Genomic DNA, 20,564 nt, shown 5'->3' with positions numbered 1-20,564 from the left:
ACGCGATTCCATGGCCATCAGCTTTTGTTTCCTACCAGGCTGTCCACCGCCGGCACGCGGGTGTCGCTCTCCATCTGCGCATCGTGCTCCAGCTGGTGGCTGAACCGCTCGAGCGAGGCATTGGCCGGTTGCGAGTCGCTGGCGAACACCGGTGGGCTCAGCAGGTAGGCCGAGAGCAGGCGGCTGAGCGCGGCCAGGCTGTCGATATGCGTCCGTTCGTAGCCATGGGTGGCATCGCAGCCGAACGCCACCAGCGCGGTGCGGATGTCGTGCCCGGCTGTTACGGCCGAGTGCGCATCGCTGAAATAGTAACGGAACAGGTCGCGGCGCACCGGCACATCCTGGTCGCCGGCCAGCTTCAGCAGGTGGCGTGACAGGTGGTAATCGTACGGCCCGGAAGAGTCCTGCATGGCTACGCTCACCGCATGCTCGCTGGAGGCCTGGCCGGGGGCGACCGGGGCGATGTCGATGCCGACGAACTCACTGACGTCCCAGGGCAGGGCGGCGGCGGCGCCAGAGCCGGTTTCTTCGGTGATGGTGAACAGCGGGTGGCAGTCGATCAGCGGCTGGCGGCCGCTTTCCACCACCGCCTTGAGTGCCGCCAGCAGGGCTGCCACGCCGGCCTTGTCGTCCAGGTGTCGGGCGCTGATGTGGCCGCTTTCGGTGAACTCCGGCAGCGGGTCGAAGGCGACGAAGTCACCAATGGCAATGCCCAGCGCTTCACAATCGGCGCGGGTGGTGCAGTAGGCATCCAGGCGCACTTCGACGTGTTCCCAGCTGATCGGCATCTGGTCGATCGCGGTATTGAAGGCGTGCCCGCTGGCCATCAGCGGCAGGACGCTGCCGCGGAACACACCAGTGTCGGTGAACACGCTGACCCGGCTGCCCTCGGCGAAGCGGCTCGACCAGCAGCCCACCGGGGCCAGGGCCAGGCGGCCATTGTCCTGCAACTGGCGCACGCTGGCGCCGATAGTGTCGAGGTGGGCCGAGACGGCGCGGTCGGGCGAACTCTGCCGGCCCTTGAGGGTAGCGCGGATGGTCCCGCGGCGGGTCAGTTCGAAGGGGATGCCCAGTTCGTCGAGGCGTTCGGCCACATAGCGCACGATGGTGTCGGTGAAACCGGTCGGGCTGGGGATGGCGAGCATTTCCAGCAGGACGCGCTTCATGTAGTCGAGGTCGGGTTCCAGGTGTCGTTCGGTCATTGGGAGTCCTCTTTTCCTGTGCCGGCCCTTCTGCGGGGCAAGCCCGCTCCTACAGGGGGGGCGATAACCTGTATGAGTGGGCTTGTCCCGCGAAAGGGCCGGCACTGTGTTACGCCAAAGCCCGGCTATGCGGGAACAGCAGGTCGACAAACCGCTCAGCCGTGGGCTGCGGTTCATGGTTGGCCAGGCCGGCCCGCTCGTTGGCTTCGATGATCACGTAATCCGGGTGCTCGGCATCGCGGACCATGAAATCCAGGCCCACCACCGGGATCTCCAGCGCCCGCGCCGCGCGCACCGCGGCATCGGCCAGCACCGGGTGCAGGCGCTCGGTGACGTCTTCCAGGGTGCCACCGGTATGCAGGTTGGCCGTGCGCCGCACCGCCAGGCGCTGCCCGGCCGGCAGCACATCGTCGTAGCCCAGGCCCACGCCGCGCAGGGTGCGCTCGGTCTCGTCGTCCAGCGGGATGCGGCTTTCGCCACCGGTTGCCGCCTGGCGCCGACGGCTCTGCGCCTCGATCAACTGGCGGATGTTGTGCTTGCCATCACCGATAACCTGGGCCGGGTGGCGAATCGCTGCTGCCACTACTTCATAGCCGATCACCAGGATGCGCAGGTCGCTGCCGGCATGGAAGCTCTCCAGCAGCACGCGGCTGTCGAAGCGGCGGGCGTTTTCCACGGCCTGGGTCACGTCCTCGATGCAGGTGAGATTGACCGCCACGCCCTGGCCCTGTTCGCCATCCACCGGCTTGACCACCACCGCGCCATGCTCGTCGAGAAACGCCAGGTTGTCGTCGGCGTTGCCGGCCAATTGCTGCGCCGGCACCTGCAACCCGGCGCTGTGCAGGGCATGCTGGGTCAGGCGCTTGTCCTGGCACAGGGTCATGGTCACGGCGCTGGTCAGGTCGCTCAGCGACTCGCGGCAGCGAATCCGGCGGCCGCCGAGGCTGAGGGTGAACAGGCCGCCAGCCGCATCGTCTACTTGCACCTCGATACCCCGGCGCAAGGCTTCGTCGACAATGATGCGGGCGTAGGGGTTCAGGCCGGCTTCCGGGCCGGGGCCGAGAAACAGCTGCTGGTTGATGCCATTCCTGCGCTTGACCGCAAAGGTCGGCAGGTTGCGGAACCCGAGCTTCTCGTACAAGCGCTTGGCCTGGCGGTTGTCGTGCAGCACCGACAGGTCCAGATACGCCAGGCCACGGCTCATGAAGTGTTCGATCAGATGACGCACCAGCACCTCACCGACGCCCGGGCGGGTGCATTGCGGGTCTACTGCCAGGCACCACAGGCTGCTGCCGTGCTCGGGGTCGTCGAACGCCTTGCTGTGGTTCAGGCCCATGACACTGCCGATCACCGCGCCGCTGTCTTCATCCTCGGCCAGCCAGTACACCGGGCCTCCAAGGTGGCGCGGGGTGAGCAGGTCGGGGTCGACCGGTAGCATGCCGCGGGCCTGGTACAGGGTGTTGATCGCCTGCCAGTCGCCGGGGTTCTGCGCCCGGCGCACGCGGAAGCCGCGGAACACCCGCTGCGCCGGGCGGTAGTCGGTGAACCACAGGCGCAGGGTGTCGGAGGGGTCGAGGAACAGTTGCTGCGGCGCCTGGGCCAACAGCTGCTGGGGGGCGGCCACGTACAAAGCGATGTCGCGTTCGCCGGGGCGTTCGTCCTGTAGCGCGGCGGCCAGGCTGGCGGGGTCCGGGTAGGTGTGGCCGATCAGCAGCCGCCCCCAGCCACAGTGCAAGGCACGCGGCTGGTCGTGGGGCTCGCTGCCGTCGCCGGCCAGGCGCGCCTGCAGGCGCTCGTAAGACGGCGCCTGGCCGCGCAGCAGGCGCTGACCGTAAGCGATCTCGTGGGCTTTCATCGGTCAGATTCCTTGTTCGCTGAGCCACAGGTTCAGGGCCGCCAGCTGCCACAGCTTGGAGCCGCGCAGCGGGGTGAGCTGGCCGTGCGGGTTGCTCAGCAGGCGGTCGAGCATCGCCGGGTTGAACAGGCCGCGGTCCTGGCTCGGGTCGGTCAGCAGGTCGCGCACCCAGCCCAGGGTCGCGCCTTCCAGGTGCTTGAGGCCGGGCACCGGGAAGTAGCCCTTCTTGCGGTCGATCACCTCGTGGGGGATCACCCGCCGTGCAGCCTGCTTGAGCACCTGCTTGCCGCCGTCGGGCAGCTTGAAGCGGGCTGGAATGCGCGCCGACAGCTCGACCAGGCGGTAGTCGAGGAACGGCGTGCGCGCCTCCAGGCCCCAGGCCATGGTCATGTTGTCGACCCGTTTGACCGGGTCGTCGACCAGCATCACCGTGCTGTCCAGGCGCAAGGCCTTGTCCACGGCATCGGCTGCACCGGGGCGGGCGAAGTGCTCGCGGACGAAATCGCCGGCGGCGTCCGTTTCCAGCAGCCAAGGGGCCTGGACCGTGTCGCGGTACTCGTCATGGCTGCGGTCGAAGAAGGCGTCACGGTAGGCGGCGAAGGCATCGTCGGCACCGTCCACTTTCGGGTACCAGTGGTAGCCGGCGAACAGCTCGTCGGCACCCTGGCCACTCTGCACGCCCTTGCAATGCTTGGCCACCTCCCGCGACAGCAGGTAGAAGGCGATGCAGTCGTGACTGACCATCGGTTCGCTCATGGCGCGGAAGGCAGCCGGCAACTGGTCGATGATCTCGTGTTCGGCAATGCGCAGCTGGTGGTGGCGGGTGCCGTAATGCTTGGCGATCAGGTCGGAATACTGGAACTCGTCACCGCGTTCGCCGCCGGCATCCTCGAAGCCGATGGAGAAGGTCGACAGGTCGTCCACGCCGACCTCGCGCAGCAGGCCGACCAGCAGGCTGGAGTCGACACCGCCAGACAGCAGTACACCGACGTCCACGGCGGCGCGCTGGCGGATCGCCACGGCATCGCGGGTGGCGTCGAGCACACGGGTGGTCCAGTCTTCCAGGTCGAGGTCGCGTTCGTCCAGGTTGGGGCCGTACTTCAGCTGCCACCAGGTCTGGCGCTCGACTTCACCGTGCTGGTCGATGCGCATCCAGGTGCCGGGTTCGAGCTTCTGCACATTGGCCAGCAGCGTGCGCGGAGCAGGCACCACAGCATGGAAGTTGAGGTAGTGGTTGAGCGCCACCGGGTCGATCATCGGATCGATGTCGCCACCCTTGAGCAGCGCCGGCAGGGTCGAGGCGAAGCGCAGGCGTTCGCCGTTGCGCGACAGATACAGCGGCTTGACGCCGAGGCGGTCGCGGGCCAGGAACAGGCGCTGGTTGTCGCGCTCCCAGATGGCCAGGGCGAACATGCCGTTGAGCTTGGGCAGCAAAGCGGCGCCCCAGGCGTGGTAGCCCTTGAGCAACACCTCGGTGTCGCCTTCGGACCAGAAGCTGTAGCCCAGGTCCTGCAGCTCCTGGCGCAGTTCGGGGAAGTTGTAGATGGCGCCGTTGAAGGCCAGCGACAGGCCCAGGGTGTTATCGACCATCGGCTGTGCCGAACCGTCCGACAGGTCCATGATCTTCAGCCGGCGGTGGCCGAGGGCGATCGGACCCTGGCTATGGAAGCCCCAGGCATCGGGGCCGCGGGGCGCCAGGTGATGGGTGATGCGCTCTACCGCAGCCAGGTCGGCTGGGCGAGGGGCTTGGTCGATGGGGGTGAAACGCAACTCTCCTGCTAATCCGCACATAAGTCCTTACCGGTTTTTCCGTTGGGGAATGAGTGCCCCGGATTAGGGCACCCTGTAAGGAACTGACCCGTGTGGTTTGTGGGAGTTTTAGATCGATCTGTTATAACGATCGGTATCTGCCTGTTCTGGAAGCGGGCTTGTCTCGCGAAGGGCTGCGCAGCAGCCCAATCTGTCACTTCCCTCGAATCAGCTTGCGCAACATGAACCGGTTCGGGTGGCAGGCTTCGACCACCGGCCGTGGCAACGGCAACGGTTCACCACTGGCCCAGGCTGCAATCAGCTCCCCACTCAACGGCGCCGTGATCAGTCCTCGCGAGCCATGCCCACTGTTCACATACAGCCCATCCACCCACGGGCACGCCACCTCCGGCACCTGTCGCGCATCCTTGCCAAGCACGGCATAGGCCTCGGCAAACAACGCAGGGTCGGCTACCGGCCCGACAATCGGCAGGTAGTCGGGGCTGGTACAACGAAACGCCGCACGACCCTGCAACTGCTCGATGTCGAGTGTCTGTGCTCCAAGGCGCGAGGCCAGGTCGGTGGAAATCTCGTCCAGCAATGCCAGGTTGCCCTGGTGCTCGGCGACCGTCGGTGTCAGGTCGTCGTTGTGGAAATCGAAACTGGCGCCCAAGGTGTGCTCATCACAACGGGGCGGTGCGACGTAGCCATCGGCACAGACCACGGTGCGCAATGCGCGGCTGGCCGTGGTGGCCGGCAGGCGGGTGATCTGCCCGCGAATGCGCTTGAGCGGCAATTGCGCGCAAGGCTCGAAGCGGCGCACATCTGCGGCCCCGGCCAGCACCACCAGCGGCGCGCTGGCCAGCAAACGCTCGCCATCCCACGCCTGCCACAGGCCGTCGGCCTTGCGCAGTTCGACCACGTTCTGGTGCAGCTGAATGCGAATATCCGGATGCTTCAGCTGCGCCTCGCACAGCGCGGGAGGGTGCACCCAACCACCTTCCGGATAGAACAGGCCGCCCGCCGGCAGCGCCACCCCGGCAATCGCCTCGGCTTCGGCCTGCTCAAGTGCCCGTAGCAGGCTACTGTCGAAGGCATCGGCAAGCTTGGCCTGGCGCTCGCCTTCCTTGCTGTCGAAGGCCAGCTGCAGCACGCCGCAAGCATCCCAGTCGCGGCCACGCTGCAAGCGTTCGAGCTGGCGCCGGGTGAAGCCGAAGCCGGACAGGATCATCTGCGACAGGGCGGTGCCATGGGCGGACAATTTCAGGTACAGCACGCCCTGCGGATTGCCCGAGGCCTCCCGGGCAGGTGCACCGTGGCGCTCCAGTACCGTCACCTGCCAGCCGCGTGCGGCCAGGCTGGCGGCACTGGCGCTGCCCGCCAGGCCGGCACCGATCACCAGTGCCCGACGCGGGCCGGCCACGGGGGCAGGGCGGGCGTACCAGGGCGCGGCGCTGGCCGTAGAGGGATGCCCGGTGTATTCGCCACTCATCACCTCCCACTTCTTGCCGATGCCAGGGATCTTCTTCATGGTGAAGCCGGCATCGATCAGCCCGCGGCGTACCCAGCCGGTGGTGGTGAAGGTACCCAATGCGGTACCGGCATGCGCCAGCCTGGCCAGTTGCGCGAACAGCTCGGGGGTCCACATGTCGGGGTTCTTCGCGGGCGCGAAGCCGTCGAGGAACCACACGTCGATGTGCGCGTCGAGCTGCGGCAGTTGTTCCAGCACGTCACCGATCAGCAGGGTCAGGGTGATCCGGCCATTGTCGAAGCTGAACTGCTGGAAACCCGGGTGTACTGCCACGTACTGCGCCAGGAACGGCTCGGTGAAGGCCGCCATCTCGGGCCACAGGCGCACGGCGCGGGCCATGTCGTCATGGCCGAGCGGGTACTTCTCGACACTGATGAAGTGCAGGCGCGCATCGGCATGGGCCTTTTCGGCGAACAGCTGCCAGGCGCAGAAGAAGTTCATGCCGGTGCCGAAGCCGGTTTCGCCGATCACCAGGCAGCCATGTGGCGCCAGGTCGGCGAAGCGTTGCGCCAGGCGGGTCTGCTCGAGGAATACGTAGCGGGTTTCGTCGGTGCCTTCATTCTTGGAGAAATAGACGTCGTCGTACTGCCGCGAGTGAGGGCGGCCCTGGTCGTCCCAGTCGATCTGGGCATGCTGGAGGAGGGTGGACATGATTGGCTCGGTTGCAGCGGATGTACGGATTTTATGCCATCTGGGTTTGCACAGGCACTCTGCAAATCCGCTAGTCTTGCTTATCCAATGAAGGAGCCAGTGCATGTTCGAATCCGCGGAAATCGGTCACAGCATCGACAAGGAAACCTACGACGCAGAAGTCCCCGCGCTGCGTGAGGCGCTGCTGGAGGCCCAGTACGAACTCAAGCAGCAGGCGCGTTTCCCGGTGATCGTGCTGATCAACGGCGTCGAAGGCGCCGGCAAGGGCGAAACGGTCAAGCTGCTCAACGAGTGGATGGACCCGCGCATGATCGACGTGCTCACCTTCGACCAGCAGACCGATGAAGAACTGGCCCGGCCCCCGGCCTGGCGCTACTGGCGGGCGCTGCCGCCCAAAGGGCGGATGGGCGTGTTCTTCGGCAACTGGTACAGCCAGATGCTCCAGGGCCGGGTGCACGGCGTGTTCAAGGATGCCGTGCTCGACCAGGCCATTGCCGGGGCCGAGCGCCTGGAGCAGATGCTCTGCGACGAAGGCGCGCTGATCATCAAGTTCTGGTTCCACCTGTCCAAGAAGCAGATGAAGGCGCGCCTGAAATCGCTCAAGGACGACCCGCTGCACAGCTGGAAGATCAGCCCGCTGGACTGGCAGCAGTCGGAAACCTACGACCGTTTCGTGCGCTTCGGCGAGCGTGTGCTGCGCCGCACCAGCCGCGACTATGCACCTTGGCATGTGGTCGAAGGTGTCGACCCTCACTACCGCAGCCTGGCCGTGGGCCGCATCCTGCTCGATAGCCTGCAGGCCGCACTGGCCGTGAACCCCAAGGGAAAGCACCAGGGCAATATCGCGCCGCTGGGCCGCAGCATCGACCAGCGCAACCTGCTGGGCGCGCTGGACATGACCCTGCGCCTGGACAAGCAAGACTACCAGGAGCAGCTGGTCGCCGAGCAGGCTCGGCTGGCAGGGCTGCTGCGCCACAAGCATATGCGCCGGCATGCCTTGGTGGCCGCCTTCGAGGGCAATGATGCTGCTGGCAAGGGCGGTGCCATCCGCCGCGTCGCCGCCGCGCTCGACCCACGGCAGTACCGGATCGTGCCGATTGCCGCGCCGACCGAGGAAGAGCGTGCGCAGCCGTATCTGTGGCGCTTCTGGCGGCACATTCCGGCGCGTGGCAAGTTCACCATCTTCGACCGCTCCTGGTACGGCCGCGTGCTGGTTGAACGCATCGAGGGGTTCTGCACGCCAGCCGACTGGATGCGCGCCTATGGCGAAATCAACGATTTCGAGGAGCAGTTGGTCAATGCGGGCGTGGTGCTGGTCAAGTTCTGGCTGGCGATCGATCAGCAGACCCAGCTGGAGCGCTTTGAAGAGCGCGAGCAGATCCCGTTCAAGCGCTACAAGATCACCGAAGACGACTGGCGCAACCGCGACAAGTGGGACGACTACACCCAGGCCGTGGGCGACATGGTCGACCGCACCAGCAGCGAGATCGCACCCTGGACACTGGTCGAAGCCAACGACAAGCGCTGGGCACGGGTGAAGGTGCTGCGCACGATCAATGAGGCCCTGGAGGCGGCTTTCGCCAAGGACAAGAAATAACCAGGCATGCCGCGAGGGAATGACCCGATGAATTTATTTCCCGGCATTTTCCTCCGGCTCGGTGCGCCAAGCCCTTAGAATTCGGTTACCCGCACCAAGGGCTAATTCGAGGACTGTATGCACACGACTTCCGGCCGTTGGGGCTACGGCCTGTTCCTGGCACTGTTGACCGCGCTGCTCTGGGGCATCCTGCCGATCAAACTCAAGCAGGTGCTGCAGGTGGTCGACCCGATGACCGTCACCTGGTACCGCCTGCTGGTCTCCGGCGGCGTGCTGTTCGCCTGGCTGGCGGCCCAGCGGCGCCTGCCTTCGCTGCGCAAGCTGGCGCCCAAGGGCAGGGCCCTGATCGTGGTGGCCGTGTTCGGGCTGATGGGCAACTACGTGTTGTACCTGATCGGCCTGAACCTGCTGAGCCCCGGCACCGCCCAGCTGGTGGTGCAGATGGGGCCGGTGCTGTTGCTGGTGGCCAGCGTGTTCGTGTTCAAGGAGCGCTTCAGCCTGGGGCAGGGCATCGGCCTGCTGGTGCTGCTGTGCGGTTTTGGCCTGTTCTTCAATCAGCGCCTGGAAGAGCTGCTGACCTCACTTGGCGCCTATACCACGGGGGTCCTGACCGTTCTCATGGCGACCAGCATCTGGGTGTTCTATGCCCTGAGCCAGAAGCAACTGCTGACGGTGTGGCATTCGCAGCAGGTGATGATGGTCATCTACCTGAGCTGCGCGGCACTGCTGACGCCGTGGGTACATCCGCTGGAGGCGCTGCAATTGACCCCCGTTCAGGGTTGGCTGCTACTGGCCTGCTGCCTGAACACCCTGGTGGCGTATGGCGCGTTTGCCGAGGCGCTGGCGCATTGGGAGGCGTCGCGGGTGAGTGCCACGCTGGCGCTGACGCCGCTCGTCACCTTTGTTGCGGTGGCGTTGGCCGCCGTGGTGTGGCCGGAGTATGTGCAGGCCGAGGACATCAATACCTTGGGCTATGTGGGGGCGGTGACGGTGGTGGCGGGGTCGACGCTGGTGGCCCTGGGGCCTTCGCTGGTGGCCGGGTGGAAGGCCAGAAGGGCACGATTGGCTTGAGCTGAAAAGTTGCCTGTGCCGGCCTCTTCGCGGGGCAAGCCCGCTCCTACAGAGGGTACGCGATCACCTGTAGGAGCGGGCTTGCCCCGCGAAGAGGCCGGCACAGGCTATTGATGAGTCAGCCCTTGCCACCGGGCGCCAGCATGTTCTCCGGCCTTACCCACTGATCGAACTGTTCATTGGTCAGGTACTTCAACTCAAGCGCTGCCTCACGCAAGGTCTTGCCCTCGCCATAGGCCTTCTTGGCAATCTCCGCCGCCTTGTCATAGCCAATGTGCGGATTCAGCGCCGTTACCAGCATCAGACCGCGCTCCAGGTGCGCCGCCATCTGCCCGGCATCCGGCTCGATGCCGGCCACACAATGCTGCTGGAAGTTGCGGCAGCCATCGGCCAGCAGCTCGATCGACTGCAGCAGGTTGTGGATGATCACCGGCTTGAACACGTTCAGCTGCAGGTGCCCCTGGCTGGCGGCAAAGCCGATTGCCGCGTCGTTGCCCAATACCTGGCAGGCCAGCATCGACAGGGCCTCGCACTGGGTCGGGTTGACCTTGCCGGGCATGATCGAGCTGCCCGGCTCGTTGGCCGGCAGGCGTACTTCGGCCAGCCCCGCGCGTGGGCCGGAGCCGAGCAGGCGCAGGTCGTTGGCGATCTTCATCAGCGCCACTGCCAGGGTCTTCAGGGCACCGGCCAGGCTGGTCAGCGGCTCATGGCCGGCGAGGGCGGCGAACTTGTTGGGGGCGGTGATGAAGGGAAGGCCGGAGAGGGCGGCCAGCTCGGCGGCCACGGCTTCGGCAAAGCCGTGCGGGGCGTTCAGCCCGGTGCCCACGGCGGTGCCGCCCTGGGCCAGCTCGCACACCGCTGGCAAGGTGGAACGGATGGCGCGCTGGGCGTAGTCGAGCTGGGCGACGAAGGCCGACACCTCCTGGCCGAAGGTGATCGGCGTGGCGTCCATCATATGCGTGCGGCCGGTCTTGACCAGTTTGCTATGGCGCGCCGACAACTCGGCCAGCCCCGCCGACAGCTCGGCAATCGCCGGCAGCAGTTTGTCATGCACCGCCTGGGCTGCGGCGATGTGCATGGCGGTGGGGAAGCAGTCGTTGGAGCTCTGCGAGCGGTTGACGTGATCGTTGGGGTGCACTGGCGCCTTGCCGCCGCGGCCCTTGCCGGCCAGCTCGTTGGCGCGCCCGGCGATCACCTCGTTGACGTTCATGTTGCTCTGGGTGCCGCTGCCGGTCTGCCACACCACCAGCGGGAACTGGTCGTCATGTTCGCCATCGAGCACTTCGTCGGCAGCCTGTTCGATCAGCCGGGCGATGTCGGCGGGCAGGTCGCCGTTGCGGTCGTTGACCCGCGCGGCGGCTTTCTTGATGAGTGCCAGGGCGTGCAGCACCGCGAGCGGCATGCGTTCCTTGCCGATGGCAAAGTTGATCAGCGAGCGCTGGGTCTGTGCGCCCCAGTAGGCGTCCTCAGGAACTTCGACCGGGCCCAGGCTGTCTGTCTCGATACGGCTCATGCTGCGTTCACTCCTTTGTCAGTCAGAATCAGCAGTTTAGGCCCTCATGCGATCGAGCGGTTCATTCGCTCGTCGTGCCACTTGAGCGCTGCGCCCTGACGGGAGCAGAATGCTCTACTCTGAGGTACCGCCTCCCCCTCCTGAAGGAAATGCAATGACCCGTCTCCGTGTCCTCTGTGCTGCCGTCGCCCTGGCCTGTGCCAGCGGCCAGGTACTCGCTGCCACTGCCAGCCACAATGCTGCCGCCGAGAAATTCCTGACCCTGGCCAATGCCGACAAGCTGGGCACCCCGGTGTACATGCAGGTCCAGCAGATGTTCGCCCAGCGTTTCGCCCAGACCAAGGCCCCGGCCTCCAAGCAGCCGGTGCTCGAGAGCTACCAGGCCAAGGCCAACGCCGCGCTGGACAACGCCATCGGCTGGAACAAGCTGAAGCCGAAGATGGTCGACCTGTACACCCAGACCTTCACCGAGCAGGAGCTCAAGGACCTGGTCAAGTTCTACGAGTCGCCGCTGGGCAAGAAAGTCCTGCGTGAAATGCCCAAGGTCACCCAGCAGTCGGCCCAGCTGACCCAGACCAGCCTGGAACCGGCCGTACCGGTGGTCAACAAGCTGTTGGACGACATGACCAAGGAGCTGGACCCGAACGCAGGCAAGGCCGCCGCCCCGGCCAAGAAGTGAGTAACGCCCGATGAGCATGCAGCAACGCATCGAGCAACAACTGGCCGCCCTGGCCCCGCAACACCTTGAAGTGCTCAACGAAAGCCACATGCACAGCCGTGGCCAGGAAACCCACTACAAGGCGGTGATCGTCAGCGAGCAGTTTGCCGGGCTCAACAGCGTCAAGCGCCACCAGAAGGTCTACGCCACCATGGGTGAGCTGATGGGCCAGATACACGCTCTGGCGATCCACACCTACACGGCCGAGGAGTGGGCCAAGGTGGGCGTGGCACCGGCCTCGCCGGTGTGTGCAGGCGGCGGGCACTGAATCCTTTCCGGCAATCTGGTAGACTGCCCAACGCGCCGCTTGTCGGCGCGTTTTTATTTGTCATTCCGGTCCGCCCCTTACGAGGGTGACCACCTGGAGAACCGATTTCATGTCCCAAGCTATCGTCGTGGCGGCGCTGTACAAGTTCGTCACTCTGGAAGACTACGTCGAACTGCGTGAGCCACTGCTCAAGGCCATGCTCGACAACGGCGTCAAAGGCACCTTGCTGCTGGCCCGCGAAGGCATCAACGGCACCGTTTCGGCCACTCGCGAAGGCATCGACGGCCTGCTCGCCTGGCTGCGCAACGACCCGCGCCTGGTGGATGTCGATCACAAAGAGTCCTACTGCGACGAGCAGCCGTTCTACCGCACCAAGGTCAAGCTCAAGAAAGAGATCGTCACCCTCGGCGTGCCGGGTGTCGACCCGAACCAGGCCGTCGGCACCTATGTCGAGCCCAAGGACTGGAACGCCCTGATCAGCGACCCGGAAGTGCTGCTGATCGACACCCGCAACGACTACGAAGTGGCCATCGGTACCTTCAAGGGCGCCATCGACCCGAAGACCGAGACCTTCCGCGAGTTCCCCGAGTACATCAAGGCCAACTTCGACCCGAGCAAGCACAAGAAGGTCGCGATGTTCTGCACTGGCGGCATCCGTTGCGAAAAAGCTTCCAGCTACATGCTCGGTGAAGGCTTCGAGGAGGTCTATCATCTTAAGGGTGGCGTCCTGAAATACTTCGAGGAAGTGCCTCAGGAAGAAAGCCTCTGGGACGGCGACTGCTTCGTCTTCGACAACCGTGTCACGGTGCGCCATGACCTGAGCGAAGGCGAGTACGACCAGTGCCATGCCTGCCGCCACCCGGTCGATGCCAAGGACCGCGAGTCCGAGCACTATTCGCCAGGCGTGAGCTGCCCGCATTGCTGGGACACCCTGAGCGAGAAGACCCGGCGCAGCGCCATCGACCGGCAGAAGCAGATCGAGCTGGCCAAGGCCCGCAACCAGCCACACCCGATTGGTTACAACTACAAAGCCGAGGCTTGAACCATGACCGCCCGCCTGATCTATGTGATGGACCCGATGTGCTCCTGGTGCTGGGGGTTCGCGCCAGTGGCTGCGGCGCTGATCGCACAGGCCGCCGAGGCGGGCGTCAGCACGCGGCTGGTGCCGGGCGGCCTGCGCAGCGGTGGCAGCGCGCTGGACGGCTCGACCCGCAAGTACATCCTCGAACACTGGCAGGCGGTGGCCGAAGCCACCGGGCAGCCGTTCCGTTTCGAAGGCGCCATGCCTGACGGCTTCGTCTACGACACCGAACCGGCCTGCCGCGCCCTGGTCACTGCCCGCGAGCTGGACGCCGAACGTGTCTGGCCGCTGCTGGCGCTGATCCAGCGTTCGTTCTACGAGCACGGCCTGGATGTCACCCGCGCCCCGCAACTGGTCGAGCTGGCCGAACAGGCCGGCTTCGACCGTGAGCGCTTCGCCCAGCAGTTCGCCAGCCATGACACCCGCGCCGCCACCAGCGCGGACTTCAGCTGGGTGCAGGACCTCGGCATCGCCGGCTTCCCGACCCTGCTGGCCGAGCGCAACGGCCAACTGGCGTTGCTGACCAACGGCTACCAGCCGCTGGACAGCCTGCAACCCTTGCTTGGCCGCTGGCTGCAGCAGGCCGTCTGTGCTTGATCTGCCAGGGTCGCCAGACCCTGTGCCAGGGAAGCCCGCCGCTGTGTCTGATCGCCTGAGCTGGGCGGAAATCCGCCGCCTGGCCCTGCATCACAAGAAAAACCTCTGGACCGCCAACCTCGTCGCCGTGCTCGCGGCCTGTTGCAGCGTGCCGATTCCGTTGCTGCTGCCGTTGCTGGTCGACGAAGTGCTGCTGGGCCACGGCGACGCCGCCCTGAAATGGATGAACCACTTGCTGCCGAGCGGCTGGCAAGTGGCGGCCGGCTACATCGGCCTGATGCTGGCGGCCACGCTGTGCCTGCGCCTGGCGGCACTGGTCTTCAACGTGGTGCAGGCCAAGCTGTTCGCCGGGTTGGCCAAGGACATCGTCTACCGCCTGCGCATTCGCCTGATCGAGCGCCTCAAGCGCATCTCGCTCAAGGAATACGAAAGCCTTGGCAGCGGTACCGTGACCACACATCTGGTCACTGACCTGGACACCCTCGACAAGTTCGTCGGCGAAACCCTCAGCCGCTTCCTGGTGGCCATGCTGACTCTCACCGGCACGGCGGCGATCCTGATCTGGATGCACTGGAAGCTGGCGTTGCTGATCCTGTTGTTCAACCCGCTGGTGATCTATTTCACCGTGCAGCTGGGCAAGCGGGTCAAGCACCTGAAGAAACTCGAGAACGACAGCACCTCGCGCTTTACCCAGGCGTTGTCGGAAACCCTGGATGCCATCCAGGAAATCCGTGCTGGCAACCGCCAGGGCTACTTCCTCGGCCGCCTCGGCCTGCGGGCCCGTGAAGTGCGCGACTATGCCGTGGAGTCGCAATGGAAGAGCGATGCCAGTGGCCGCGCCAGTGGCCTGCTGTTCCAGTTCGGTATCGATATTTTCCGCGCTGCAGCGATGCTGACCGTGCTGTTCTCCGACCTGTCGATCGGCCAGATGCTGGCGGTGTTCAGCTACCTGTGGTTCATGATCGGCCCGGTGGAGCAGCTGCTCAACCTGCAATATGCCTACTACGCCGCCGGCGGCGCGCTGAGCCGGCTCAACGAGCTGCTGTCGCGGGCCGACGAGCCGCAGTACCCGGCCGCCAGTGACCCGTTCGTCGGCCGCGAGACGGTGGGTATCGAGGTGCGCGACCTGCGCTTCGCCTATGCCGATGAACCGGTGCTGGACCAGTTGAACCTGGTCATTGCCCCCGGTGAGAAGGTGGCCATCGTCGGTGCCAGCGGTGGCGGCAAAAGCACCCTGGTGCAGTTGCTGCTGGGCCTGTACAGCGCGCAGGCCGGGACCATCCGCTTTGGCGGTGCCAGCCTGCAGGAAATCGGCCTTGAGACCTTGCGCGAGAACGTCGCAGTGGTGCTGCAGCACCCCTCGCTGTTCAACGACAGCGTGCGCGCCAACCTGACCATGGGGCGCGAATGCACCGACGAGGCCTGCTGGCAGGCACTGCGTATTGCCCAGCTGGACGCCACCATCGCCGCCTTGCCGCAAGGGCTGGACAGCGTGGTCGGCCGCTCGGGGGTGCGCCTGTCGGGTGGGCAGCGTCAGCGCCTGGCAATCGCCCGCATGGTGCTGGCCGAGCCCAAGGTGGTCATTCTCGATGAGGCTACCTCGGCGCTGGATGCCGCCACCGAGTACAACCTGCACCAGGCACTGGCGCGCTTTCTCAACGGCCGGACCACGCTGATCATTGCCCACCGCTTGTCGGCGGTGAAGCAGGCCGACCGCGTGCTGGTGTTTGACGGTGGCCATGTGGCCGAGGATGGCGACCACCAGCAGCTGATTGCCGAGGGAGGCTTGTACGCCAAGCTCTATGGGCATCTGCAGCAGACCTGAGTGCCCGACAAAAAATTCCCCTCCATGTAGATAGCAAATGGCCTACGCTGTGCTTGTCTGGGTTGATTCGAAGTCTTATCTGCTCTGCGACAGGGACTAAATGAAGGGAAATCGCACTCAAGAAGCGCCAAGGTTGGTAGGTATCATCTGGCCCTTCATCGCCGTTGTCGTATTCCAGGTATTGCTGGGCAGCCTCAGCCTTTATGCATTGTCGGCAGTCCGTGCCTATGTGGCCGGTGAAAGCCTTTGGTCCAAGGCGCAAAAAGACGCCATCTATTACCTCAACCTGTATGCCGATGACCGCGACGAGCGCACCTATCAGCGCTATCGCCAGGCCATTACCGTGCCCCAGGGCGACCACGACCTGCGTGAACTGCTCGACCAGGCCAGCCCGGACCTGCAAGGCGCCCGCCAGGCCGTGCTGCAGGGTGGCAACCACCCGGACGATGTCGACCGGATCATCTGGTTCTACCGCAATTTCCGCCAGGTCAGCTACATGCAGACGGCGATCGACTACTGGAACATCGGCGATGACTACCTGGCCAAGCTCGATGTGCTGGCCAGCGAAATGCACGCGAGTGTCGCCGCAGGCCAGGTCGACGCCGCCCAGCTCAAGGATTGGAAGAGCCGCATCGTCGCTATCAACGAAGGCGTCACGCCCGCAGCCAAGGCCTTCAGTGACGCCCTGGGTGAGGGCTCGCGGATGCTCCTGCGGGTGCTGCTGGTCACCAACCTGCTGACCGCACTGTTCCTCATTACTATTGCCTGGCGCCGTTCGAGCAAGCTGCTGGCCCAGCGCCAGGCGTTCGCCAGTGCTCTGCGGGAGGAGAAGGAGCGGGCGCAGATCACCCTGGAGTCGATTGGTGACGCGGTGATCACTGCCGATGTCGAGGGCAATATCGTCTACATGAACCCGGCTGCCGAGCAGCTGACCCACTGGCAGTCCGGGCAGGCGCAGGGCCTGCCGCTGGGTGCACTGTTCAGCCTTCTCGACGAGGAGGAGCAGGGCGAAGGCTGCACCTTGGTCGAGCAGGTGCTCAGTGGCAGCCTCAAGGGCGGCGCCGAGCACTCCCGGCTGATCCAACGCCTGGATGGCAGTACGGTGTCGGTCAACCTGGTCGGCTCGCCGATCATCAATAACGACCAGCTGGCCGGTATCGTGCTGGTGCTGCACGACATGACCCAGGAGCGGCAGTACATCGCCAACCTGTCCTGGCAGGCCACCCATGATGCCCTGACCGGCCTGGCCAACCGCCGCGAATTCGAATACCGCCTGGAGCAGGCGCTCAATGGCCTGGTGCGCCAGGCCGGGCGGCATTCGTTGATGTTCCTCGACCTCGACCAGTTCAAGCTGGTCAACGATACCTGCGGCCATGCTGCCGGTGACGAGTTGCTCAGGCATATCTGTGCGGTGTTGCAGTCGGGGCTGCGTGAAGGCGATACCCTCGCGCGCCTGGGTGGCGATGAATTTGGTGTGCTGCTGGAAAACTGCCCGGCCGACCAGGCCGAGCGCATCGGCGAGAACTTGCGCCAGGCTGTGCAGAGCCTGCATTTCGTGTGGAAGGGCAGGCCGTTCGTGACCACCGTCAGTATCGGCCTGGTGCACATGGCGCAGGCGCCGGGAACGCTGGAGGCTTCGTTGCGGGCCGCCGATATGGCCTGCTACATGGCCAAGGAAAAGGGCCGTAACCGGGTGCAGGTGTACCATGCCGACGACAGCGAGCTGTCCATGCGCTTTGGTGAAATGGCCTGGATCCAGCGCCTGCATGTGGCCCTGGAGGAAAACCGCTTCTGCCTCTATTGCCAGGAAATCGCCGCGCTGAAAGCCATCGAGGGTCCAGGCCATATCGAGATCCTGCTGCGCCTGCACGACGAAAGCGGTCGCACCATCCTCCCGGACAGCTTCATTCCAGCCGCCGAGCGCTATGGCCTGATGACGGCGCTGGACCGCTGGGTGGTGCGCAGCGTTTTCGAGGTCATCCGCCAATGCCTGGACGAAGGACGGGACGGGCCGCTGGCGATGTGCGCGATCAACCTTTCCGGCACCAGCATCGGTGACGACAAGTTCCTCGAGTACCTGCAGCGGTTGTTCGTCGAATATGCCATTCCGCCGCGCATGATCTGCTTCGAGATCACCGAGACCAGTGCCATTGCCAACCTCGGCAGCGCCATCCGCTTCATCAATGAATTGAAGGGGCTGGGTTGCAAGTTCTCCCTGGACGACTTCTGTGCCGGGATGTCGTCATTTGCCTATTTGAAACATTTACCCGTCGACTTCTTGAAGATCGACGGAAGTTTTGTCAAAGATATGCTCGACGATCCGGTCAATCGTGCCATGGTCGAGGTGATCAATCACATCGGCCACGTCATGGGCAAGCGGACCATCGCCGAGTTCGTCGAAACACCGTTGATCGAGCAGGCCTTGCAGGAGATCGGCGTGGATTACGCCCAGGGCTATCTGATTGAACGGCCACAGGTGTTCACCTGTGACAGTCTGCAGCGCCAACGGATTGCTGCGCGGCCCTTGTTGCATCGGGCGCCAGGTACATTTCGCTGAAAACACGTCCGCAAAATCACAAGGATCAAGGAGCTGAAAGTGATTGATGCATTCGTACGTATCGGGCCCTTGATGGACCCGGCCAGTTACCCCCAGTGGGCCCAGCAACTCATCGAGGATTGCCGTGAGAGCAAGCGCCGGGTGGTCGAGCACGAGTTCTATCAGCGCCTGCGTGATGGCGAGCTGCGCCAGTCGACCATTCGCCAGTACCTGATCGGTGGCTGGCCGGTGGTCGAGCAGTTTTCCCTGTACATGGCCCACAACCTGACCAAGACTCGCTATGCCCGCCATCCAGGCGAGGACATGGCACGGCGCTGGCTGATGCGCAACATCCGCGTCGAGCTCAACCATGCCGACTACTGGGTGAACTGGTGCCATGCCCATGGCGTTCACCTGCACGACCTGCAGGCACAGGAAGTGCCGCCAGAGCTGAACGGGCTGAACGACTGGTGCTGGCGCGTCTGCACTACCGAGTCGCTGGCGATCGCCATGGCGGCGACCAACTATGCGATCGAGGGGGCGACCGGCGAGTGGTCGGCGGTGGTGTGCGCCGAGGACACCTATGCCATGGGCTTCCCGGAGGATGTACGCAAGCGGGCGATGAAGTGGCTGAAGATGCATGCTCAGTACGATGATGCGCACCCGTGGGAGGCGCTGGAGATCATCTGCACGCTGGCGGGCGAGAACCCGACCCAGGGGCTGCGCAACGAGCTGCGCAAGGCGGTCTGCAAGAGTTATGACTGCATGTACCTGTTCCTGGAGCGGTGCATGCAACTGGAAGGGCGTCAGCAAGGGCGCCTGCGCCCGGCCTTGGCTGCCGGGTGAAACCTGTACTGGCCTCTTCGCGGGGCAAGCCCGCTCCTACAGGTCTGAACTGCGAAGAGGCCGGTACAGGCGGCACAAGGCTTACTGGGCGTTGAGCGCCTGCCCATTCACGTCTTTGCTATCCGGCCCCATCAGGTACAGATAGACCGGCATGATCTCTTCCGGCAGCGGATTGTTCTGCGGGTTTTCGCTCGGGTATGCCTGCGCACGCATCGCCGTGCGCGTGGCGCCCGGGTTGATGCTGTTGGAGCGTACCGGCGCCACGCCTTCCAGTTCGTCGGCCAGGGTCTGCATCAGCCCTTCGGTGGCAAACTTCGACACCCCGTAGGCCCCCCAGTACGCCCGGCCCTTGCGCCCGACGCTGCTGGAGGTGAACACCACCGAGGCGTCCTCCGACAGCTTGAGCAGCGGCAGCAGGGTGCTGGTGAGCATGAAGGTGGCGTTGACGTTGATGTGCATCACGCGCATGAAGTTGTCGCCCGACAGCTGCTCCAGTGGCGTGCGCGGGCCGATGATCGAGGCGTTGTTGAGCAGGCCGTCGAGGCGCCCGAACTGTTCCTCGATCATCACTGCCAGCTCGTCGTACTGGTGGGGCAGGGCGGTTTCCAGGTTGAACGGGATCACCACGGGCTGCGGGTGGCCGGCGGCCTCGATCTGGTCGTAGACCTCGTTGAGGTTGGCTTCGGTCTTGCCCAGCAGCAGCACGGTGGCGCCCAGTGCGGCATAGGCCTTGGCGGCAGCGGCGCCGATGCCGCGGCCGGCACCGGTGACCAGGATGACGCGGCCGGCGAGCAGGCCGGGGCGGGCGGTATAGTCGAACATGTCAGGTGTCCTTGAAGAGCCTGGGGGAGATCAGCAGCTGCACAGGGCGCTGTCGATCACCTTGCGCAGTTCCAGCGGGTGGTCCACCACCACATCGGCGCCCCAGTTGTTCGGGTTGTCCTCTGGATGAATATAGCCGTAGCGTACCGCGGCCGTACGCGTGCCGGCGTCGCGGCCAGACTCGATGTCGCGCAGGTCGTCGCCGACGAACAGCACGCTGGCCGGGTCCAGGCCCAGGGTCTTGCAGGCGAGGATCAGCGGCTCAGGGTCGGGCTTGCTGTTCTTCACGTGGTCCGGGCAGATCAGCAGTGCCGAACGCTCGGCCAGGCCCAGCTGCTGCATGATCGGTTCAGCGAAGCGCACTGGCTTGTTGGTCACCACGCCCCACAGCAGGTTGCCCTTTTCGATGTCGGCCAGCAGCTCGCCCATGCCGTCGAACAGCTTGCTGTGCACGGCGCAGTCGCGCTGGTAGCGCTCGAGGAATTCCAGGCGCAGGGCCTCGAAACCTTCGGCCTCGGGGTCCATGGCGAAGGTTGCGGCAACCATGGCGCGGGCGCCGCCGGAGATCACGTCGCGGATCAGCTGGTCATCGATGGCTGGCAGGCCGCGCTCGGCGAGCATGGCCTGGCAGATGGCGATGAAGTCCGGCGCCGTGTCCAGCAGGGTGCCGTCCATGTCGAAGAGTACTGCTTGCAAACGCAT

General features: G+C 65.0%; 16 protein-coding genes. 9 read left to right on the top strand and 7 right to left on the bottom strand.

The window, feature by feature from the left end; translation table 11 throughout:
* Positions 1–17: 17 nt before the first annotated feature.
* The 4 genes from ACOKS3_RS22175 to mnmC form a co-directional block, all read right to left on the bottom strand.
* The gene (locus ACOKS3_RS22175; RefSeq protein ID WP_103449576.1) at positions 18–1,202 is read right to left on the bottom strand and encodes an osmoprotectant NAGGN system M42 family peptidase; all 1,185 of its coding nucleotides are present in this window, start codon (positions 1,200–1,202) and stop codon (positions 18–20) included.
* Positions 1,203–1,311: 109 nt separating this feature from the next.
* Positions 1,312–3,057, bottom strand: coding sequence for an N-acetylglutaminylglutamine synthetase (gene ngg, locus ACOKS3_RS22170; protein WP_422762976.1), 1,746 nt, complete (start codon positions 3,055–3,057; stop codon positions 1,312–1,314).
* A gap of 3 nt (positions 3,058–3,060) precedes the next feature.
* Positions 3,061–4,848: an N-acetylglutaminylglutamine amidotransferase gene (locus tag ACOKS3_RS22165; protein ID WP_103449578.1), complete on the bottom strand. Its 1,788-nt coding sequence runs from the start codon at positions 4,846–4,848 to the stop codon at positions 3,061–3,063.
* 172 nt (positions 4,849–5,020) lie between these two features.
* Positions 5,021–6,988, bottom strand: coding sequence for a bifunctional tRNA (5-methylaminomethyl-2-thiouridine)(34)-methyltransferase MnmC2/FAD-dependent 5-carboxymethylaminomethyl-2-thiouridine(34) oxidoreductase MnmC1 (gene mnmC / locus ACOKS3_RS22160; protein WP_103449579.1), 1,968 nt, complete (start codon positions 6,986–6,988; stop codon positions 5,021–5,023).
* A gap of 103 nt (positions 6,989–7,091) precedes the next feature.
* Here mnmC and pap point away from each other — a divergent pair, with 103 nt between their 5' ends.
* Together pap and ACOKS3_RS22150 are read left to right on the top strand one after the other, a co-directional pair.
* Complete coding sequence (gene pap / locus ACOKS3_RS22155) at positions 7,092–8,585, top strand: polyphosphate:AMP phosphotransferase (protein WP_103449580.1); 1,494 nt, start codon at positions 7,092–7,094, stop codon at positions 8,583–8,585.
* Positions 8,586–8,702: 117 nt separating this feature from the next.
* Positions 8,703–9,656, top strand: coding sequence for a DMT family transporter (locus tag ACOKS3_RS22150; protein ID WP_103449581.1), 954 nt, complete (start codon positions 8,703–8,705; stop codon positions 9,654–9,656).
* A gap of 118 nt (positions 9,657–9,774) precedes the next feature.
* Here ACOKS3_RS22150 and ACOKS3_RS22145 read toward each other — a convergent pair whose 3' ends face one another.
* Positions 9,775–11,169, bottom strand: coding sequence for a class II fumarate hydratase (locus ACOKS3_RS22145; protein ID WP_103449582.1), 1,395 nt, complete (start codon positions 11,167–11,169; stop codon positions 9,775–9,777).
* 154 nt (positions 11,170–11,323) lie between these two features.
* On the opposite strand from ACOKS3_RS22145, the gene ACOKS3_RS22140 reads away from it, so the two are divergent.
* The 7 genes from ACOKS3_RS22140 (at position 11,324) to ACOKS3_RS22110 (ending at position 19,040) form a co-directional block, all read left to right on the top strand.
* Positions 11,324–11,848 (top strand): DUF2059 domain-containing protein, encoded by a 525-nt coding sequence (locus ACOKS3_RS22140; RefSeq protein WP_027918170.1) that lies wholly within the window; start codon positions 11,324–11,326, stop codon positions 11,846–11,848.
* 10 nt (positions 11,849–11,858) lie between these two features.
* A complete protein-coding gene (locus ACOKS3_RS22135) occupies positions 11,859–12,155 on the top strand; it encodes a BolA family protein (protein ID WP_103449583.1) in 297 nt (98 codons plus the stop codon).
* A gap of 109 nt (positions 12,156–12,264) precedes the next feature.
* On the top strand, positions 12,265–13,197 hold the full coding sequence (trhO, locus tag ACOKS3_RS22130; protein WP_103449584.1) for an oxygen-dependent tRNA uridine(34) hydroxylase TrhO: 933 nt from the start codon (positions 12,265–12,267) through the stop codon (positions 13,195–13,197).
* A gap of 3 nt (positions 13,198–13,200) precedes the next feature.
* Positions 13,201–13,833, top strand: a complete 633-nt coding sequence (locus tag ACOKS3_RS22125) for a DsbA family protein (protein WP_103449585.1) — start codon at positions 13,201–13,203, stop codon at positions 13,831–13,833.
* Entirely contained in the window at positions 13,826–15,658 is a 1,833-nt protein-coding gene (locus ACOKS3_RS22120) for an ABC transporter ATP-binding protein (protein WP_103449586.1), read from the top strand. Before ACOKS3_RS22125 ends, ACOKS3_RS22120 begins: the two co-directional genes overlap by 8 nt.
* Before the next feature lie 100 nt (positions 15,659–15,758).
* Positions 15,759–18,215: an EAL domain-containing protein gene (locus ACOKS3_RS22115; RefSeq protein WP_103449587.1), complete on the top strand. Its 2,457-nt coding sequence runs from the start codon at positions 15,759–15,761 to the stop codon at positions 18,213–18,215.
* Positions 18,216–18,254: 39 nt separating this feature from the next.
* Positions 18,255–19,040, top strand: coding sequence for a TenA family transcriptional regulator (locus ACOKS3_RS22110; RefSeq protein WP_103449588.1), 786 nt, complete (start codon positions 18,255–18,257; stop codon positions 19,038–19,040).
* A gap of 81 nt (positions 19,041–19,121) precedes the next feature.
* Here ACOKS3_RS22110 and ACOKS3_RS22105 read toward each other — a convergent pair whose 3' ends face one another.
* Entirely contained in the window at positions 19,122–19,862 is a 741-nt protein-coding gene (locus ACOKS3_RS22105; RefSeq protein ID WP_103449589.1) for a YciK family oxidoreductase, read from the bottom strand.
* A 30-nt stretch (positions 19,863–19,892) separates the two neighbouring features.
* Positions 19,893–20,564: an N-acetylmuramic acid 6-phosphate phosphatase MupP gene (gene mupP / locus ACOKS3_RS22100; RefSeq protein WP_103449590.1), complete on the bottom strand. Its 672-nt coding sequence runs from the start codon at positions 20,562–20,564 to the stop codon at positions 19,893–19,895.

The sequence above is a fragment of the Pseudomonas sp. HS6-2 genome (genome assembly GCF_049325675.2).
Lineage (GTDB): Bacteria > Pseudomonadota > Gammaproteobacteria > Pseudomonadales > Pseudomonadaceae > Aquipseudomonas > Aquipseudomonas putida_N.
Note: the sequence above shows the minus strand (reverse complement) of the source record. Positions and strands in the feature narration are given on the sequence as shown.

What these genes read in the sequence shown, in the direction of transcription:
- ACOKS3_RS22125 (WP_103449585.1), top strand. Translation starts at nt 13,201, where the DNA reads ATGACCGCCCGCCTGATCTATGTGATGGACCCGATGTGCTCCTGGTGC.
- ACOKS3_RS22175 (WP_103449576.1), bottom strand. Translation starts at nt 1,202, where the DNA reads ATGACCGAACGACACCTGGAACCCGACCTCGACTACATGAAGCGCGTC.
- ACOKS3_RS22165 (WP_103449578.1), bottom strand. Translation starts at nt 4,848, where the DNA reads ATGTGCGGATTAGCAGGAGAGTTGCGTTTCACCCCCATCGACCAAGCC.
- mupP (WP_103449590.1), bottom strand. Translation starts at nt 20,564, where the DNA reads ATGCGTTTGCAAGCAGTACTCTTCGACATGGACGGCACCCTGCTGGAC.
- mnmC (WP_103449579.1), bottom strand. Translation starts at nt 6,988, where the DNA reads ATGTCCACCCTCCTCCAGCATGCCCAGATCGACTGGGACGACCAGGGC.
- ACOKS3_RS22115 (WP_103449587.1), top strand. Translation starts at nt 15,759, where the DNA reads ATGAAGGGAAATCGCACTCAAGAAGCGCCAAGGTTGGTAGGTATCATC.
- ACOKS3_RS22140 (WP_027918170.1), top strand. Translation starts at nt 11,324, where the DNA reads ATGACCCGTCTCCGTGTCCTCTGTGCTGCCGTCGCCCTGGCCTGTGCC.
- trhO (WP_103449584.1), top strand. Translation starts at nt 12,265, where the DNA reads ATGTCCCAAGCTATCGTCGTGGCGGCGCTGTACAAGTTCGTCACTCTG.
- pap (WP_103449580.1), top strand. Translation starts at nt 7,092, where the DNA reads ATGTTCGAATCCGCGGAAATCGGTCACAGCATCGACAAGGAAACCTAC.
- ACOKS3_RS22105 (WP_103449589.1), bottom strand. Translation starts at nt 19,862, where the DNA reads ATGTTCGACTATACCGCCCGCCCCGGCCTGCTCGCCGGCCGCGTCATC.
- ngg (WP_422762976.1), bottom strand. Translation starts at nt 3,057, where the DNA reads ATGAAAGCCCACGAGATCGCTTACGGTCAGCGCCTGCTGCGCGGCCAG.
- ACOKS3_RS22145 (WP_103449582.1), bottom strand. Translation starts at nt 11,169, where the DNA reads ATGAGCCGTATCGAGACAGACAGCCTGGGCCCGGTCGAAGTTCCTGAG.
- ACOKS3_RS22150 (WP_103449581.1), top strand. Translation starts at nt 8,703, where the DNA reads ATGCACACGACTTCCGGCCGTTGGGGCTACGGCCTGTTCCTGGCACTG.
- ACOKS3_RS22135 (WP_103449583.1), top strand. Translation starts at nt 11,859, where the DNA reads ATGAGCATGCAGCAACGCATCGAGCAACAACTGGCCGCCCTGGCCCCG.